We start from the raw sequence: 17,769 nt of genomic DNA on the forward strand, positions 1-17,769 counted from the left end.
AGTCTAAGTCGTCAGAGCTTGGGGCGAACCGTTATGGCCGCCCCAAGTTCAAAGTCCTAGCTGGCAAGTGCATCACCATCCAGCGGGTAGACACCGTTCTCATCATGCGTCTCACGCCCGTTGAGTGGCGGATTGAAAGCGCAGGCCACAACCATATCCTCGGTGCCGCCGCGCAAATAATGGCGGTCGTGTTTATCAAGAATGTAAACAGTGCCCGGTACAATCTTGTATTTCTTGCCATCTGCTATGGTTTCGACTTCACCATTGCCCGAAATGCAATAGACCGTCTCGAAATGATTTGCATAGCAAATCTCGGTTTCTGTGCCGGCATAAATTGTGGTGATATGGAACGAGAAACCCATACCATCATCGGCAAGTGACAGGCGGGTGCTCTCCCAGTTTTCGGCAACAACCCGACGACCTGATGCTTCACATTCTTTCAGTGTACGAACAATCATATTTAACTCTTTGATTTAATGTCAGTTATGCGGTAGGGCAACGCCAACGCGTTGCCCCTGCCAAAATCATTCGGCAGCAGCTTTTGCCGAGGAAATTTCCTTGCCCATTGCTTTGGCTGTCGCCATTTCAAGAATGTCCAGACCATGGGCCAGATCGTCCTTCGAAATGATCAGCGGCACAAGGCATTTGACAACCTCGTCTTCCGGGCCACTGGTTTCAATGACCAGATTGTGCGTGAAGCATTCCTTGGTAACTTTGGATGCGAGTTCACCGCTTTCAAAGCAGATACCCTGCATCAATCCACGACCTTTGCGATAGATTTTGCCATCGCCATAACGCTCTGCAATTTGTTCAAGACGCTTGCCGAGGAAATCAGCCTTGTCGCGCACATCAGTAGCGAACTTGTCGTCCGACCAGAAATGGTCAAGTGCTGCGGTCGCCGTTACGAAAGCATGGTTATTGCCGCGGAACGTGCCGTTATGTTCACCAGGATGCCATACATCATATTCAGGCTTGATCAGAACGACAGCCAGCGGCAAGCCATAAGCCGAGAGAGATTTTGACAACGTCACCATGTCCGGCTTTATCCCGGCTGGTTCAAAGCTGAAGAAAGTTCCAGTGCGACCGCATCCAGCCTGAATGTCATCAACGATCAGCAGAATGTCGTGTTTGCGACAAACCTGTTCCAGTTTCTGCAACCAACCGAAATCGGCCGCATTCAAACCGCCTTCACCCTGAACGGTTTCAACGATGATGGCAGCGGGCAGGGCGATGCCACTGGAATTGTCACCAAGTACGCGATCCAGATACTCGGTCGTGTCGGCACCGTCGCCCATGTAACCGTCGAACGGTACGGCAACGGCATTATCAAGTGACACGCCGGCTGCGCCACGGTGGTGTTCATTGCCGGTAATAGCCAATGCACCAAGTGTCACACCGTGGAAACCATTGGTGAACGAAATGACGGTTTCACGTCCTTTCACCCGGCGGGCAAGCTTAAGAGCCGCTTCAACCGCATTGGTACCTGTTGGCCCAGTGAACTGGATTTTGTAATCCATATTTCTCGGCTTCAGCACTTTGCTTTCCATTGCTTCAAGGAACGCTGCCTTGGCCTTGGTGTGCATATCCAATCCATGGGTAATGCCGTTCGACTTGATATAGTCGATCAATTTTTCCTGCAGTACAGGATGGTTGTGACCATAATTCAGACTGCCGGCACCAGCCAGAAAATCGAGATAACGCTTGCCGTCAGTATCAGTCAGCCAAGTACCTTCGGCCTTTTCAAAGGTTACGGGGAAGGAGCGGGCATAGCTCTGAACTTCCGATTCAAGACGATCAAATACAGTCATAATTCCCTCTTTTTGATTGGGAAAATAAAAAATGGTTCTGTCATGCCAAACGTCCGGTCAAGCCGGTTGTTCCAATTAAATGGCATCAGAATTCAGGAAAATGCGGGCAGGCAATCAGGCTGCGACACGTGCAACATCTGCGCGTTCGAACGGGCCGATCTGCCACAGTATTTCACTGGCAGCAGCACCGTCGAAATGCGTTTCACGCTCGAAAAGGACTTTGCGCCTGACCTCGGTTTCGAGTTCACGCGCGACTGAACGGAAAACACCCTGTGACGGCGCATTGGACGATGTGATTGTCGTCTGCAGCTCGGTCACATTATGACAGATCGGGCGGTCCAGAATTTCGAGGATCATGGATTTCGCCAATTTTAAACCACGCGCTTTGGGCGATACAGCAACCTGCCAAATAAACAGACGTTCGGGATTTTCCGGTACAATGTAGCCGGAAACGAAGCCCGCAGGTTGACCGTCAAGTTCGGCGATCACGCAGGTGTCGGCAAAGTGCGAACACTGCAGGAGATTGCAATAAACGGAATTTTCGTCGAGTGGCTTGCATTCCGCGATCAACTCATTGACTGCGGCACCGTCTACGGCCTTGGGTTTCCGGATCGTAAGATTGGCTTTGTGGCCGCGATTGCCGCTTGTGGTGGCAATTTTCATCGGTCTATCTGCCTCGTTATTTCGATACGCGATCTTTCATGTCGCGATAAATATATAGAAGATCGATGGAAAAACGTCAACATCTCAACCGTGACGAAAACATTAAACGATATAAGTGATTGGCTTAATTATAAAAATTTTGATTCTAACTCTCCACATTTAATCCACAATTCAAAACATAATCAGTTTTCATTTAGCGAAACACGATTGAATTATACTTAGAATATCTATGGAAATAGGATGGAAAACGTTGCAGGCCACCGGTTTGACGGTTATTACTTCAGTGAAATCAAAACAACAAATATCGGAACTGCAGCATGGACAAGTTGCACGAAGCGCTCATTTCAATTCGCCGGATTCTACGTGCCAGCGACATTCACGCAAAAAAGCTGAGTAAGGTCACGGGGCTCAAGACATCGCAACTGATCGTCCTGCAATCCCTGGATGAATTCGGAGAGATGACCGTTGGGGAAATCGCCGGAAAAGTCAATCTTGCCCAAGCATCTGCTACGGCATTGGTTGACAAGATTCAGGCCATGAATTTGGTGAGGCGCGCGCGGGGGGACACGGACAAGCGCAAGGTATTTGTTCAACTGACTGACCATGGTCGGAATGTACTTGATCGCGCGCCTATGGCACTGCATGACCGGTTTTCTGATAAATTCAAGGCGCTGGAAGAGTGGGAGCAAAGCTTTCTGATCGCGGCACTCCAGCGCGTTTCCGGGATGATGGATGCCAGCGATTATGATGCAGCACCTTTGCTGGATCATGAGGTGATTGTAGAGAAGGGGCCCGAGCCCCCAAGGCCCTGAAACTTCTCATTAGAAACTTGATATTCCTGCTTCAAGATCATGAAATATCGAAAAAATTTTTCATTATACAAGTAATTTGATCTGGTGTTACCACAGGACAGGTGCCCACAGCGTGTTAATGTTACAAGGTGGGCATGCGTATACCTGGCGCCATTTCTTCCTCATGATCCTATGGTGCAAGTTTAATGTCGGTCGACGACTGTCCAACCGACTTATCAAGGCTTCCTTTTGCGAGGCAAAGGCTTCGGGACCGGTTTCATATGCCATCTGATCGATAATCCGACCCAGATCAGAATTCATTAGCCGACTGTTATCGACATATAACGGAAACATCTGGTCATTCACCTGATCCATGTGGGGCCGGCCGCAGCCAGTTTCGCCAAGAAACGACGGCTTGCTGGACGCTCCGGCGCATCCGGTTTCTGAACTGGCGAGGCGACACGATGATTGGCAACATAGATCTCAACACAATCGGCAAGGGCACCAAGTTGCGCTTGATGAAGTCTGTCAGTGCAATTTAGTTCTGGAACAAGAAGAGTAGCATCAGCCAGATACCGGCTCATTATGAGGCACAATGAGCATTTGGATGAATTGTTTGGAAGAAATCTTGGGTAAGATATTGAAATCAAAAACTAAATAATTTGTCATAATATATATTATAGAACTTATTCGTATATGAATTACCGGTCCCTACGAGGTCAGATTGCCTGTGTAAAATTATCTTCCCCTCATTCCAAATTGATAATGAGACCATCATATGCTGGCGCGACATGATCCGGCGTATCATCCATGGCTTCGTCATAATCAAACAAAATGCTCATGTGGGTAAAGTAAGTCTGTTTGGGTTTAAATTCTGCGACCCAGTCCAGCACTTTCTCCAGATGAGCATGCGTGGCATGTGGTTTATGACGCAGGCAATCAACAACCCAAACATCGAGCCCGTAAAGATGTTCACGTGATTCTTCCGGAAAATCGACGACATCCGTTGAATAGGCAAAATTGCCAACTTTGAAACCCAGCGTCTCGCCATAACCGTGATCCTGACGAAAAACGGTTATCGGGACCCCTGCTGCCTCGAATGCCCCAGATATCACATGCGGGACCAAGACTGGCTTGTAATAGAAGTCAATACCGTCGGCCAAAGGTTCAAACACATAGGCAAAGCGATGGTCAATGTCTGAAATGGTTTCGGGTGCCGCATAGATATCCAGTGGACTATGCATCGCGACATTGATCCAGCGAAGTTCGTCTATGCCATGCACGTGATCTGCATGCGCATGGGTGAACAGCACAGCATCAATATGATTGATATCATAACGCAATGCCTGCTCGCGAAAATCCGGCGTCACATCGACAAGTATCTTTTTGCCCGCCTGCTCGATCAGGATCGAGCTTCTGAGCCTCCGATTTTTCGGGTTTCCCGGATTGCACTTTCCCCAACCCAAGCCAACGGATGGGACACCGTTTGATGATCCGCAGCCCAGAATGGTGATTTTCGTCACTATACGCCTGCCTCCGGCGACAGAAGATGCTTCCGATCCGCCTTGATGAACAGGGCAAAGAAATTATTCGTGGTCGCACGAGCTATTTCATCGGGACTGACACCCTTGATTTGCGCCAGTTTTGCGGCCGTATGGGCAACATAAGCTGGCTCGTTCGGTTTGCCGCGTTTCGGAACCGGGGCCAGATAAGGTGCATCGGTTTCCACCAGCAGGCGATCAAGTGGCACGTCGGCAACGGCAGCTTGGATTTCCCGAGCCGAGTTGAAGGTGATAATGCCCGAGCAGGAAATATAGAAACCGATCTTCAGCGCCCTCTGTGCCAGTGCCGCCGAGCTTGAGAAACAGTGAATGACACCGGTAAACGGCCCCTTTTCATATTCCTCCTCGAGGATGTCCATCGTGTCGTCATCTGCGTTGCGCGTATGAACGATCAATGGCAGACCGGTTTCACGGCAGGCTGCAATATGTGCACGAAAGCTCTCTCGCTGCGCTTCTCGCGGGGCATTGTCGTAGTAATAGTCCAGACCACTTTCACCAATGCCGATGATTTTGGGATCAGACGCCATTTCGATCAGGCGATCAGGTGATGAAAGTCCCTCCTCGCCCGCTTCATGCGGATGAACGCCGATCGTGCAATAAATATGGTCCGCTTTGGCGGCTACGGCACGGACATTTTCAAATGTCGACAGTTTTACGCCGATACTGACCATCATGCCAACGCCGGCATTTCGGGCACGCGCGATCGTGCCCGAAAGGTCTTCTGAAAACTGGGGATAGTCCAGATGGCAGTGGCTGTCGACCAGTGCGACATTCATGCCTTCTCTCCTTCATCTTCGGTCTCGACATAACGCGGGAAGATTCCTTCGGGTTTCGGCAGTTCGGTACCGGAGGCCAAAGCATGATCCGGTCCCAGTTTCTCAAAACCACGCTGATCGGCTGCCAACACAAGCTGATCAAGAATTTTCGCAGCTGATGCAGGCATCAGCGGCTGTACCAGAATGCCGACATGACGAATGACTTCTGCCAGAACATAAAGAACCGTTTCCATGCGTGCCGGGTCTGTCTTTTTCAGCCCCCAAGGGGCCATTTCGTCAACATACCGGTTCGCATCGCCAACCAGTTCCCAGATCGCTTCAATGCCTTTGTGGAACGCCTGAGCGTCAAATAGCGGGCGCACCGTGTCGAGCATGCCATATGCCTTGCCAAGAATGACCTGATCGGCATCGGTGAACGCGCCAGCGGTGGGAACCGAAGCGTCACAATTTTTGTGGATCATCGACAGAACGCGCTGGCACATATTGCCAAGATCGTTGGCCAGTTCGCTATTCATGCGATTGACCATCGAACGATGCGAGAAGTCGCCATCATTGCCAAACGGGACTTCACGCAGCAGGAAATAACGTGTCTGGTCTAGGCCATAACGATCCGTCAGATCATAGGGATCAATCACATTGCCCAGTGATTTCGAGATTTTCTGCCCTTCATTGGTCCACCAACCATGTGCAAAAACACGTTTGGGCGGTGCAATGTCGGCCGCCAAAAGGAATGCAGGCCAGTAAACAGCGTGGAAACGCAGGATATCCTTGCCAACCATGTGCAGATCCGCAGGCCAGAACTTTTCAAGCTTGGCCGGGTCCGCATCCGGATAACCGATCGCGGTCAGATAGTTGGTCAGCGCATCAAGCCAGACATACATGACATGGTCTTCGTCGCCCGGTACCGGCACACCCCACTTGAAGCTGGTACGCGATACGGACAAATCACGCATGCCGCCCTTTACAAAACTTATCACCTCGTTGCGACGTGATTGCGGCGCAATGAAATCGGGATTGTCGTCATAGAATTTCAGCAGACGATCTCCCCAGGTAGACAACTTGAAGAAGTAGCTCGGCTCGGAAACCCATTCGACGGGCGCACCGGTCGGGGCAACCTTCTCTCCGTCCTTTTCAATCAATTCCTTTTCGCCGTAGAACGCCTCATCGCGAACGGAATACCAGCCATCATAGGAGCCAAGATAAATCTCGCCCTTTTCAAGCAGTTTGTTCCAAAGTGCCTGACAGGCTTTCTTGTGGCGTTCTTCAGTCGTACGAATGAAATCGTCATTCGAGTAATTCATATGCACGGCAAGATCGCGGAAATTCTGCGAAACCTGATCGGTAAAGCTTTGCGGATCAATGCCTTTGGTCGCGGCCGATTTATCGACCTTCTGACCATGTTCATCAGTTCCGGTCAGAAACATCACGTCATAACCGTCCAGGCGCTTGAAGCGGGCCAGCACGTCGCATGCAAGCGTGGTATAGGCATGACCTATATGCGGCTTGTCATTGACGTAATAGATCGGTGTTGTGATGTAATAGGGCTGTTTGTGCCCGGTCATGATCGCAAATCCTTCGCGCAAGTCGTGAAACAAAACGGCCCGAAATGGGCCGTTATGGTCATAATTCCGGTTGATTGGTGCTTTTTTCAGTTTCGCATGGTTTCTTCAAGCATGAAGAATGCATTCAGCAAAGCCTGTTTGCGATCAAGATGCAACCCACGCGTGGCACTCATCAATTCGCTGATCTTTTCCCACACCTCAATCCATTGATCAAGCGGTTGCACAGCTGCCATACGCTGCATTGCTGGCAATTCACCTTCAATGACCTCGCGTGGTGCCTGCCCCGTTGCGGCAAAGCGGATGAGACGCCCAAGCCACCAGTGCAGAAGGCCCGTTACCGTTGCAAAAGCGGCATCACGATCCGCCGGGGAAAATCGCTCGGCGAATTTATGTTGTGCCAGCACGTCTGCATCGGGCAATGCGGCTAGAAGACGAACCATCTCGGTATAAAATTCAAGTCCGCCAACATCATGCAGTTGTAGAGCCCGGCCGATACTACCTTCCGCAAGGCCCGACAAGGCATCGCGGTCATCAAGATCAAGGTCCGGGCAATAGCGCCCCAAAAGACCGACTACCTGATGATCTTCAAGTACACCGAGATTGAGACGACGGCACCGTGACCGGATGGTTGGTAGAAGTTTTCCCGGCTGATGAGCGATCAGAATCATCATCGCGTTTGCTGGCGGTTCTTCGAGAACCTTCAGGATGGCGTTGGCAGCATTTCGGTTAAGCTCGTCGGCAGCATCAACAATCACGATGCGCCAGCCTCCCTCTGCTGCTGTCTTTGACATGAAGTTTCCGACCGTGCGAACGCTATCGACGGTAATTTCACCCTGCAGACGTTTTTTCTTTTCGTCATATTGGCGTTCGATAACCTTGAGATCACCATGACCGCCACCGGCAATACGCCTGAAAACCGGGTTGTCGGCATCAATATGCAGACCTTCGGGACAGTCGCCAAACAGACCGGCCCCTTGATCCCCACCACCAGAAAGCACGAAACGCGCAATCCGATAGGCTAATGTTGCCTTCCCGACACCGCGCGGCCCGCATAGCAACCACGCATGATGCATGCGCTGGCTGTTCCATGCGTCTAGCACGGTCTTTTCCGCCTCCGTATGGCCTATGAAGTGGTCATTGCGCCGTGGCTGGGGGAATGCCCCATCGTCTTCCTGTTCTTCGATGGCCATGGATCTAAAGTCCCCGCCCGGATAATCTGGTTGAAACAACCGAAATCATCCGGTCGTAAACCAACTGGATGTCACCATTTGCATCAACAATTTCGCAACGTTCCGGGTTATTTCGGGCAATTTCGATAAAACCGTTTCGAAGGCGTTGGTGGAATTCTGTTCCCATACGCTCGAAACGGTCTTCTGCTGCACTGATATTGGCAAACCGCGCCCCTGCCCGTTCCAAACCAACTTCTACCGGAAGATCGAAAATCAGGGTCAGATCAGGTTTGAAACCGCCAATCGCGATTTGCCAAAGATTGCGGATAAAATCCGCGCCAAGACCATGACCGAACCCCTGGTAGGCAACCGAAGAATCAGCAAAGCGGTCACACAAAACAACCTTACCCTCTGCAAGAGCCGGGCGGATGGTCCGTTCCACGTGATCGCGGCGCGATGCAAACATCAAAAGGGATTCAGTTACGGCGTCCCAGCGCCCGGGATCGCCGGTCAATAACAGGTTTCTGATTTCCTCCGCACCAGGGGAACCACCTGGTTCACGCGTCACGATTACGTCGCGACCACGCAGCCGAAACCAGGCTTCAAGCCGACGTATCTGGGTTGTCTTGCCGCTGCCTTCACCGCCTTCAAAGCTGATGAATAAACCTGGCACCGCGCTCAACCGTTCGCTCCCCACAGCAGATATTTGATCGCAGCCCCTATGCGCCCGATGAAACCAAGACGATCAACTTCGGTTGCGGCGTAAAGCGGGAATTCATGCGGTTCGTTACCGGGAAGTTCAACCTTCAGCGTAGCAACCTGCTGTCCCGCGGTAATCGGTGCCGGTATCGGGCCTTCATAAACGACCGAGACTTTCATATCATCACGGTTCGTGCGGGGCAGCGTCAAAAGGATGTCCTGGTCGGTGACCAGATCGACTTTGGTTTCTGATCCCAGCCAGACATTCGCGCTGCTGACGACTTCTCCTTCATCAAACAGGTCATAATTGTCAAACTCTCGGAATCCCCAATCCAACAGTTTTTGTGACTCTGTTCTGCGCTCACGCACAGAACCAAGACCGTTAACGACAAGAATAAGACGACGCCCATCGCGTTCCGCGGTTGCAGTCAATCCATAGCCTGCTGTTTCCGTATGACCGGTTTTCATGCCATCAACGCCGGCACTGGTGCCCAGCAACGGGTTTCTGTTCGGTTGACGTATCCCGTTATAGGTGAATTCCTTCACCGCATAGAGTTTATAAAGTTCGGGATAGTTCTTAATGGTATCACGCGCGAGGATTGCCAGATCATGGACCGTAACAAGATGCCCTTCGTCCGGCCAGCCAGTCGCATTTTTGAAAACAGACTTGGTCATGCCGATCCTGCGCGCTTCGGCGGTCATTTCCTCGGCAAATGCTTCTTCGGTACCTGCAAGCCCTTCGGCAACAACGATAGCAGAATCATTACCAGACTGAACAATAATACCATGCAGCAAGTCATTGACCGAAACGTCGGAATTCACTTCGACGAACATTTTCGATCCACCTTTGCGCCATGCTTTTTCACTGACGTGGAATGTGTCGTCAAGCGAGACGCTGCCGCTTTTGATCCGCTCAAACAGCAAGTGGACCGTCATCATTTTGGTCATCGATGCGGGTTCAGTTAAAACATCACCGTTTTTGTCGAGCAAAACAGTGCCGGTGTCGTAATCCATCAAATAAGCTTCGCGCGCGGTTGTCTCAAGCGCATGCACGCTGGTCAGGGATATCGCCATGGCAGAACCAAATATCGCGGCCCCGGCCACTACCCGGTTCAGTTTCGTTTTGAACGGAATTGGCGGCATCAAACTCATAACGTCCTAACCTTGTTCTTTAAATTAACTGTCATACCGCCCTGTGTTCCGGCGGAATAAGATCGGTCTCTATGTCGTAAATCCGGCAAAATTGTGCAACCGCTTCAACTTTTCTGCAAAATCCGAACTATCGTGACCAGATAAACCCTAGCAACCGGAAACACTGTTTTGCAAAGCACCATCAGCACATTCCACAACGACTTTTGCGCCATTCTGTCCTGTCGCGATTACACGTTCGAGCAGAATGTCCGCTTCGGGAACGGTGTTTAATGGTCCAAGTCGAACGCGATAAAAGGTTGTCCCCTTGACATCGACCGGCTCTATCTTGCTTGGGGCTATGTCATATAACCGGTTCCGAAGGTTAAGCGCATTGTCGTAAACCGAAAATGAGCCTGCCTGCACATAGATCGAAGACGGCGAAACCGGCTCCACACGAACCACTGCACTTTCTTCCACTGTACCATCAAGAGGCGTTTGCGAGACAGCCTGTGATGCCCCACCATCTGTCGGCGGGGTAAGCTTGATGGTTGATTTCGTGGGTTCGCCGCTGTCAGTAATCGGCCCGTCATTATCCAGACGAACGGTTTCGACCGTATCACGCGGTGCCGCGGAAACCGTTTGCTGCTCGGCAACGGTTACGGCCGGAGCAGCTTTCCCCTGGGCTATGGCCGCGATCTGGCGGCTTTCATCTTCAATGACTTCAACCAGAACTTTGGCTGTGCCTTTTTGCTCAAAACCAAGCAACTGAGCGGCACGACGGGACATATCAATGATGCGGCTATGCGCAAACGGACCGCGATCGTTGATGCGCACCTTAAGCGAGCGTCCATTTTCAAGATTGGTCACACGCACCACACTTGGCATTGGAAGCGTACGGTGGGCTGCAGATACCTCGTACTGGTCGAAGATTTCGCCATTCGCGGTCTTCTTGCCATGAAATTTCGGACCGTACCATGAAGCAATACCGGTTTCCTTGTATTCATAGTCAGCAGCGGGATAATACCACTGCCCGGCAATCTCGTAGGGATTGCCGACCTTATAGGTACCGACCTGTACCGGCTGCTGCTGTTGTGCACCACCAATACGTTTAACCCCATGAACAGCAAGCTGCGTTTCGGCGCAACCGGCCAATAAAACGGTAATGGCAAGTGCACCAGCAGCCCAACGCCCTTTGTTCCAGCCCTGCATAAGCGCCTTGCGCACGTTTTTCGGCATTCAGTTGTTCCCGTCCAGATAGTGAACCGCGTATGATCGGCTAAAGCAATTAACGACCGGCGATCGCATCAGCAAGTGTACCAACTGCAATTGCAAAATAGGTTGACCGGTTCCAATGCATTATGGTGTGGAAATTGTTATAAACCATATAAGCAGGTCCGGCACCGTCATTTACAATGACAATTGACGCATCCATGTCGGCAGCAGGAAGATTGGAACCATCCGGCATGCGAACACCAAGTTTCTGCCATTCATTGATCGGTTTGCGAATTTCGCGTCCGGTAACTGATTTATCAAGGTCAGAAGGAATATTGACTTTGCGGCCCCAGCGTTCGTCGGTTTTCCAGCCAACCGTCGATAGATAGTTCGCGGCAGATGCGAAAACATCTTCTTTGGCTCCCCAAAGGTCAATCTTTCCGTCTTCGTTCCCGTCACGGGCATAGTTCAGGAAAGTGGAAGGCATAAATTGCGCCTGTCCCATGGCCCCGGCCCAAGAGCCTTCCATTTTTTCGGGAGCGATATGCCCTGCGTCAATAATCTTGAGCGCATTGATCAACTCCGTGCGGAAATACTCTGCCCGACGGCCTTCAAATGCAAGGGTTGCAAGCGAATCAACGACAGAATATCCGCCAGTATGACGCCCAAAACCGGTTTCAATTCCCCAGAACGCCGTCAGGTAATGTCCTGGAACGCCGTATTTTTTGGCCGCGGCATCAATGATGGCACGGTTCTCGGCATATTTACGCCGCCCCTCATCTATACGTGACTGCGGCACAACCCGTTGCAGATACTGCTCGAATGTCAGTTTGAACTCTGGCTGGCTGCGATCATACTCAATCACTTTCGGAATTGGTTGCGTGTTGGCAAAGGCAACATCCAGTGTTGACTGGGAAATGCCCTTTGACGCCGCATCTTTTTTGAAATCAGCCAGCCAGGCATCAAAGCCTTCTGTCGTAAAGGCAGGCAACTCGTCCGTATTAGTCTGGGCGAAAGCTGGTGAAACCGTCACTAGGATGCCGATAATTGAAGCCACAGTCCCGATGGTCCGATAATTCATTTTGCTCGCCTCGTGCCGGTTTGGTTTGATGTTCCCGGTTAATGCTTTACCAGGACCCTGTATTCTTTGCTGACATACTCGTTTTTAGTTCTGCATATTGCTGATACCGCCCCACACGTTAAGACTTGTTAAATGTCTGGCACGGACCTCCGCTTAATTTGAATGCGCGAGAAACTTTGCAAAGCAGAAACTGACATATTGACAGGTGCAGCCCAGCAATTTATTGAGGGCGCGCAGGGCGATAAACGCCACCACAATGCGGAGAGATGGCAGAGTGGTTGAATGCACCGGTCTTGAAAACCGGCGTGCCTTTACGGGTACCCAGGGTTCGAATCCCTGTCTCTCCGCCACCTCCCTTATGAATTAGTCGAATTTTGAACCGCGCCAAGACAAGCGATTGTCATTACGGTTATTCGCACGCCGAAACCGGTTCAGCTCAATCACGCAACTCAGCTAGATAAATTTACACGACTTTTACCAATATTTCTGGTGCTTAAGCGCTCTTGTAACCGGATTACATGATGCCAACCTGATGTAAACAGGGCGAGCGTATCACCGGAGAAAACCTGATGTCACTGAACATTGGCAGCCGTATTCTTTTGGCAGCGGCACTCATTGTTGTGACCACATTTGTGGCATTCATTCTGTATTTCGACCTTCAGCAAAGATCTGCGATCCAGGCTTCACTTCAATCCAAACTGACTGAAACGGGTTCTCTGGCAACAACCGGAATCGCAAATTGGATTGATGGCCGGAAGTTGCTGGTCGAAAGCCTTGGACAAAATATTGCGCAGAAAAGCGACAGTGACAGTGTGAAGGATCTGGTCAGTCGCCCTGCTCTCACTGATACATTCATGTTCTCGTATTTTGGCAGTGCATCGGGCGAGATGATGATGTTTCCGCCGGATGAATTGCCTGCCGACTACGATCCACGCAAACGACCATGGTATGCGGACGCGGTTGCCGCTGGTGGCAGCACGCTAACAGAGCCATACACCGATGCATCAACCGGAAAACTGATTGTTACGGCGACCACACCGGTGTCCGATGGCGGAGAAACTCTGGGCGTTGTCGGTGGAGACCTTGACATCACAACTTTGGGAGAATTGGTGCGCAGTGTTGATCTGGGCGGAATCGGATACGGGTTTCTTGTCAATGATCAGGGAACTATCCTGATCCATCCGGACAAGAACCTTACATTGAAACCGATGGCAGAAGCCTATCCTGAGAGCACCCCAAACGTTCGCGAAGGTATGGATGACGTCCTGAATGGCACTGGTGATCAAGTTTTCACTTTCTTCAAGGTCGAAGGTCTGCCTGCTGTAAGCTGGTATCTTGGTTTTGCCATTGATCGCGACCTTGCCTACGCATCACTTACAAATTTCCGACAGACATCGATTATCACAGCTATTGTTGCGGTTCTTGCGATAATGGGACTTATGGGCGTTCTGGTACGCCAATGGGTATCCAGGCCCGTTCTGAGCATGACAGATGCCATGACGCGTCTTGCAAGTGGGGATCGAAGTGTTGAAGTGCCTGGAACTGAACTTAAGGATGAAATCGGTTCAATGGCTGCTGCCGTCGTCGTGTTCAAGGATAATGCAATCGAGATGGAGCGCCTCGCCAAAGAGAACGAGGAATCAACAAAGAGATTGGCGGAGGAACGTAGGCGTGCACTCAATCAAATGGCGGACAGCTTTGAAAAAAATGTCCTTTCTATTGTTGAAACTGTCGCACATGCGTCCGAGCAAACCCAGCATGTAGCCAAACAGCTGACGGCGAGCGCAGAAGAATCCAATGCGCGCGCATCCGCTGTTTCCGAGGCCGCAGCCCAGACTACCGAAAGCGTTCAAACAGTTGCAGCCGCGACCGAAGAGCTATCAGCCGCGATCAGAGAAATAGGTGCGCAAGTTACGCAGTCCATCCAGGTTGCAAGCATGGCGGTTGAAGGCGTGAATAACACCAGCCAGACCGTTACGGAGCTTGCCGATGCAGCAGAAAGGATTGGAAAGGTTGTCGGCTTAATTCAGGATATTGCTGGGCAGACAAACCTCTTGGCTTTGAACGCCACCATCGAAGCTGCGCGCGCCGGAGATGCAGGCAAAGGATTTGCCGTGGTAGCAGGCGAAGTGAAATCCCTTGCCAATCAGACAGACAAAGCAACCGGCGACATTCAGACACAGGTCGATGGCATTCAATCTTCGTCTACCCGCTCCGTAACGGAAATCAGCGATATCACCACAACAATCGAACGGATTAACGAGTTCTGCAATGCGATAGCAGCCGCTGTCGAGCAACAGGGAGCTGCAACGCAGGAAATTGCGGATAGCGTGCAACGCGCCGCTTCAGGAACGCAGGATGTTTCGCGAAACGTATCAGCTGTTTCGAATGCCTCGACCATGGTTAGTGACGAGGCGCGTGCCCTTTTACAATCTTCAAATGAAATGCAGGCTTTGGCCGGCAAGTTGCGTCAGGAAGTGCTCGGTTTCCTTAAAACGGTTCGGTCTAACTGACTTATTACAAAATTGGCACCGGATCACCCCCTGTACGGACTGCGGCACTTTGATTTGCCATTTAACTGCCGTAAAAATGGTCCAAAATCTAAAGGTTGTCAGATATGCTGGGATTTTTTATTGCGTAAAAACACTTAGAACAGCAGTATATTTGCCAAGCTTTCCAAAGCCTGACCAAATATAATGCGGACAGGGCCGTTTTCTTCATATAACTGCAAAAAATCAGTAGAATTACGGTTCCCAGACAGGCAATTATTCAGGGAAGAATGTGATTCGGATTGTCCAAAGGGGTGAAGCATCGATTTGGTGCGGATCGGACAGGCTCAAAACAACAAGAACTTTCAACAGGGGACTCTTTATCTCGATATGAGCACAAACATACCCGCCCTAAAGGTCGAAGGGATGTTCAAAAGCTTTGGGGAGCATGAAGTCCTCAAAGGTATTGATCTGACCGCGAACACCGGTGACGTGATTTCGATCATCGGCTCATCCGGTTCTGGCAAAAGTACCTTTTTGCGTTGCATCAACCTTCTTGAAACACCGAATTCCGGCACAGTGCATGTTCATGGCGAACTGATCAAGATGCGCAGCCTAAAAGATGGAAGTCAGGAACCGGCCGATAAAAAACAGCTTCAACGCATTCGCACCAAGTTGGCCATGGTCTTTCAAAGCTTCAATCTCTGGAGCCATCTGACCATTCTGGAAAATGTGATCGAAGCGCCGGTGCATGTTCTTGGTATTCCGAAAAAAGAAGCCATCGAACGTGCCGATGCCCTGCTTCACAAAGTCGGTATGTATGAACGCCGCGACTATTATCCCGGCCACATTTCCGGTGGGCAGCAGCAACGCGCTGCAATTGCCCGTGCTTTGGCAATTGAGCCAGAAGTTCTGCTGTTTGACGAACCGACGTCCGCGCTTGACCCTGAGCTTGTAGGGGAAGTTCTACGAGTCATGACTGACCTTGCCGAAGAAGGCCGTACGATGCTGGTCGTTACCCATGAAATGGGTTTTGCCAAAGGCGTGTCGAGCCACGTCATGTTCCTCCATCAGGGACTGGTAGAAGAGTTTGGAAACCCGAAAGAGGTATTCGAAAATCCAAAATCAGAACGCATGAAGCAATTCCTTCAGCGTGATTTCTGATCTGGAAGGGCTGGTTCCGCGAAAGAACCGACCGACAAGGACAGTGTCGATACGGCCTGTTCTCAACAACAAGGGAGACTATGAATGAAAAACTGGATCAAGGTTGCAACTGCAGCAGCCGTAGGTGTCGCACTGAGTGCATCGGCAGCAAGTGCAGCTTGGGAAAAGGTCGTCATTGCGACCGAGGGTGCCTACCCTCCGTTCAACTATGTTGATAAGGATGGCAAACTGCAGGGCTTCGATGTCGATTTCGCTGTAAAACTCTGCGAAACTGCTGGCATCGAATGCGAGATCGTTGCTCAGGATTGGGACGGGATCATTCCTGGGCTGCTGGCGAAAAAATACGATGCAATTATCGCCCAGATGTCGATCACCGAAGAGCGTAAACGCTCCATCGACTTCACCAACTACTACAGCACCACACCGGCAGTATTTGTTGGTAAAGAAGGAATGTCTGTGGAAGCCTGGAAGGATGGCGCTGTTGTCGAAGACGCGCTTGATGGTCTCGTAATTGGCGTTCAGCGTTCGACAACTCACTCTGCCTTCCTTGAAGACAATTTCCCGAACGCCGAAATTCGTATGTATGACACGCAGGACAATGCCCTGCTTGATCTTACGGCTGGCCGCATTGATGCAACACTGGCCGATTCCGGTGTTCTCGTTGAATGGGTCAAATCCGATGAAGGCAAAGGCTATGCTTTCGTGTCGGATACTTTTGCTCCCAAAGAATTCTTTGGCGAGGGTGCCGGTATCGGCATTCGCAAAGAAGATCAGGACCTGAAGGAAATCCTGAACAAGGCACTGGCTGAGATGCTTGCCAATGGTTCCTATCAGGAAATCAACAAAAAATATTTCGAAGAAATCAACCTGCACCCGAATTGATCGGAAAGCAGTTTAGGGCGGCACCTCTGTGCCGCCCTTCCCTTATTGCCCGACGTTGATGTGGCATGAAGGTTTGCAGGAGATACCATGTTTGATTTATACGGCCGCGGTTGGCAGATGCTTGAAGGGGGACTGGTTACAGTTCAACTTTGCCTCACCGTTTTGCCATTCATGATTATTCTTGGTTTGCTGGGCGCTTCGGCAAAATTATCGCGTTATCGGAGCTTGAGGATAATCGGGGAAAGCTACACCGTTATTATTCGCGGTATTCCCGAACTTTTGGTTATTTTATTGATCTATTTTGGCGGCACGATTGCCGTGCAGAACCTTGCTGAGCTTATTGGCGGTGAAGCTGTTCGTGTTGATATCCCGGCATTCTGGTCGGGCGTGGCGGCACTTGCTCTTGTTCAGGGTGCATTCGCCTCCGAAGTGTTTCGCGCAGCCATGCAATCCATTCCGGTTGGCCAGATTGAAGCCGCAACGGCGTGCGGCATGACACCAGCGCAAATATTCCTTCGAATCAAGTTACCGCAACTCTGGCGGTTCGCCCTGCCCGGTCTGAATAACCTGTTTCAGGTTCTGATCAAGGATACGGCCCTGATTTCAGTCGTCGGTGTCGAGGAAATCCTGCGAAAAGCGGCGGTTGGTGCGGGGACAGAAAAAGCGCCATTCACGTTCTATCTGGTTGCAATGGCGATGTTCCTGGCTTTTACCACTGTATCCCTGTTCGTTTTCAGCCGACTTGAAAAGCGGGCTTCCCGTGGCATTGCGAGGGCGTAA

At 50.9% G+C, this 17,769-nt stretch carries 16 protein-coding genes and 1 tRNA gene; 6 read left to right on the plus strand and 11 right to left on the minus strand.

Features of this window, described 5'->3' with window-relative positions:
• Positions 1–56: 56 nt before the first annotated feature.
• The 3 genes from TH5_RS11390 to ectA form a co-directional block, all read right to left on the minus strand.
• On the minus strand, positions 57–458 hold the full coding sequence (locus TH5_RS11390; protein WP_062948834.1) for an ectoine synthase: 402 nt from the start codon (positions 456–458) through the stop codon (positions 57–59).
• A 66-nt stretch (positions 459–524) separates the two neighbouring features.
• A complete protein-coding gene (ectB, locus tag TH5_RS11395; RefSeq protein ID WP_114121962.1) occupies positions 525–1,808 on the minus strand; it encodes a diaminobutyrate--2-oxoglutarate transaminase in 1,284 nt (427 codons plus the stop codon).
• A 114-nt stretch (positions 1,809–1,922) separates the two neighbouring features.
• Positions 1,923–2,471, minus strand: a complete 549-nt coding sequence (gene ectA / locus TH5_RS11400) for a diaminobutyrate acetyltransferase (protein WP_114121963.1) — start codon at positions 2,469–2,471, stop codon at positions 1,923–1,925.
• Positions 2,472–2,788: 317 nt separating this feature from the next.
• Between ectA and TH5_RS11405 the strand changes: the two genes are divergently transcribed.
• The gene (locus TH5_RS11405; protein ID WP_114121964.1) at positions 2,789–3,283 is read left to right on the plus strand and encodes a MarR family winged helix-turn-helix transcriptional regulator; all 495 of its coding nucleotides are present in this window, start codon (positions 2,789–2,791) and stop codon (positions 3,281–3,283) included.
• A 728-nt stretch (positions 3,284–4,011) separates the two neighbouring features.
• Here the strand turns inward: TH5_RS11405 and TH5_RS11420 are convergent.
• The 8 genes from TH5_RS11420 to TH5_RS11455 form a co-directional block, all read right to left on the minus strand.
• Positions 4,012–4,785 (minus strand): MBL fold metallo-hydrolase, encoded by a 774-nt coding sequence (locus TH5_RS11420; RefSeq protein WP_114121967.1) that lies wholly within the window; start codon positions 4,783–4,785, stop codon positions 4,012–4,014.
• Positions 4,785–5,600, minus strand: a complete 816-nt coding sequence (locus TH5_RS11425) for a TatD family hydrolase (RefSeq protein WP_114121968.1) — start codon at positions 5,598–5,600, stop codon at positions 4,785–4,787. Before TH5_RS11425 ends, TH5_RS11420 begins: the two co-directional genes overlap by 1 nt.
• Positions 5,597–7,162, minus strand: a complete 1,566-nt coding sequence (metG, locus tag TH5_RS11430; RefSeq protein WP_114122048.1) for a methionine--tRNA ligase — start codon at positions 7,160–7,162, stop codon at positions 5,597–5,599. The genes TH5_RS11425 and metG overlap by 4 nt, the downstream gene beginning before the upstream one ends.
• An 86-nt stretch (positions 7,163–7,248) precedes the next feature.
• Positions 7,249–8,352 carry a DNA polymerase III subunit delta' gene (locus TH5_RS11435; protein ID WP_114121969.1) on the minus strand — a complete coding sequence of 368 codons (1,104 nt, stop codon included), beginning with the start codon at positions 8,350–8,352 and terminating at the stop codon, positions 7,249–7,251.
• 4 nt (positions 8,353–8,356) lie between these two features.
• Entirely contained in the window at positions 8,357–9,013 is a 657-nt protein-coding gene (gene tmk, locus TH5_RS11440; protein ID WP_114121970.1) for a dTMP kinase, read from the minus strand.
• Positions 9,010–10,182, minus strand: a complete 1,173-nt coding sequence (locus TH5_RS11445) for a D-alanyl-D-alanine carboxypeptidase family protein (protein WP_114121971.1) — start codon at positions 10,180–10,182, stop codon at positions 9,010–9,012. The genes tmk and TH5_RS11445 overlap by 4 nt, the downstream gene beginning before the upstream one ends.
• Positions 10,183–10,329: 147 nt before the next feature.
• Positions 10,330–11,397 carry a septal ring lytic transglycosylase RlpA family protein gene (locus TH5_RS11450; RefSeq protein ID WP_114121972.1) on the minus strand — a complete coding sequence of 356 codons (1,068 nt, stop codon included), beginning with the start codon at positions 11,395–11,397 and terminating at the stop codon, positions 10,330–10,332.
• A gap of 49 nt (positions 11,398–11,446) precedes the next feature.
• Positions 11,447–12,454: a lytic murein transglycosylase gene (locus TH5_RS11455; RefSeq protein WP_244204891.1), complete on the minus strand. Its 1,008-nt coding sequence runs from the start codon at positions 12,452–12,454 to the stop codon at positions 11,447–11,449.
• A gap of 260 nt (positions 12,455–12,714) precedes the next feature.
• Between TH5_RS11455 and TH5_RS11460 the strand changes: the two genes are divergently transcribed.
• The 5 genes from TH5_RS11460 to TH5_RS11480 all read left to right on the plus strand — a co-directional run bounded on the left by TH5_RS11460 (position 12,715) and on the right by TH5_RS11480 (position 17,769).
• A tRNA-Ser gene (locus tag TH5_RS11460) sits at positions 12,715–12,804 on the plus strand.
• Between the two features lie 219 nt (positions 12,805–13,023).
• Complete coding sequence (locus tag TH5_RS11465) at positions 13,024–14,967, plus strand: methyl-accepting chemotaxis protein (RefSeq protein WP_114121974.1); 1,944 nt, start codon at positions 13,024–13,026, stop codon at positions 14,965–14,967.
• 366 nt (positions 14,968–15,333) lie between these two features.
• Positions 15,334–16,107: an ABC transporter ATP-binding protein gene (locus TH5_RS11470; protein ID WP_114121975.1), complete on the plus strand. Its 774-nt coding sequence runs from the start codon at positions 15,334–15,336 to the stop codon at positions 16,105–16,107.
• Between the two features lie 84 nt (positions 16,108–16,191).
• Complete coding sequence (locus TH5_RS11475; protein WP_114121976.1) at positions 16,192–16,989, plus strand: transporter substrate-binding domain-containing protein; 798 nt, start codon at positions 16,192–16,194, stop codon at positions 16,987–16,989.
• 87 nt (positions 16,990–17,076) lie between these two features.
• Complete coding sequence (locus TH5_RS11480) at positions 17,077–17,769, plus strand: ABC transporter permease (protein WP_071240032.1); 693 nt, start codon at positions 17,077–17,079, stop codon at positions 17,767–17,769.

This window comes from Thalassospira xianhensis MCCC 1A02616 (assembly GCF_003326475.1).
Taxonomy (GTDB): Bacteria; Pseudomonadota; Alphaproteobacteria; order Rhodospirillales; family Thalassospiraceae; genus Thalassospira; species Thalassospira xianhensis.

Excerpts from the sequence above, each read along its gene's own strand:
- TH5_RS11435 (WP_114121969.1), bottom strand. The coding sequence starts at position 8,352 with ATGGCCATCGAAGAACAGGAAGACGATGGGGCATTCCCCCAGCCACGG.
- TH5_RS11450 (WP_114121972.1), bottom strand. The coding sequence starts at position 11,397 with ATGCCGAAAAACGTGCGCAAGGCGCTTATGCAGGGCTGGAACAAAGGG.
- TH5_RS11475 (WP_114121976.1), top strand. The coding sequence starts at position 16,192 with ATGAAAAACTGGATCAAGGTTGCAACTGCAGCAGCCGTAGGTGTCGCA.
- TH5_RS11480 (WP_071240032.1), top strand. The coding sequence starts at position 17,077 with ATGTTTGATTTATACGGCCGCGGTTGGCAGATGCTTGAAGGGGGACTG.
- ectB (WP_114121962.1), bottom strand. The coding sequence starts at position 1,808 with ATGACTGTATTTGATCGTCTTGAATCGGAAGTTCAGAGCTATGCCCGC.
- TH5_RS11405 (WP_114121964.1), top strand. The coding sequence starts at position 2,789 with ATGGACAAGTTGCACGAAGCGCTCATTTCAATTCGCCGGATTCTACGT.
- ectA (WP_114121963.1), bottom strand. The coding sequence starts at position 2,471 with ATGAAAATTGCCACCACAAGCGGCAATCGCGGCCACAAAGCCAATCTT.
- metG (WP_114122048.1), bottom strand. The coding sequence starts at position 7,162 with ATGACCGGGCACAAACAGCCCTATTACATCACAACACCGATCTATTAC.
- TH5_RS11390 (WP_062948834.1), bottom strand. The coding sequence starts at position 458 with ATGATTGTTCGTACACTGAAAGAATGTGAAGCATCAGGTCGTCGGGTT.
- TH5_RS11455 (WP_244204891.1), bottom strand. The coding sequence starts at position 12,454 with ATGAATTATCGGACCATCGGGACTGTGGCTTCAATTATCGGCATCCTA.
- TH5_RS11445 (WP_114121971.1), bottom strand. The coding sequence starts at position 10,182 with ATGAGTTTGATGCCGCCAATTCCGTTCAAAACGAAACTGAACCGGGTA.
- TH5_RS11425 (WP_114121968.1), bottom strand. The coding sequence starts at position 5,600 with ATGAATGTCGCACTGGTCGACAGCCACTGCCATCTGGACTATCCCCAG.
- TH5_RS11470 (WP_114121975.1), top strand. The coding sequence starts at position 15,334 with ATGAGCACAAACATACCCGCCCTAAAGGTCGAAGGGATGTTCAAAAGC.
- TH5_RS11465 (WP_114121974.1), top strand. The coding sequence starts at position 13,024 with ATGTCACTGAACATTGGCAGCCGTATTCTTTTGGCAGCGGCACTCATT.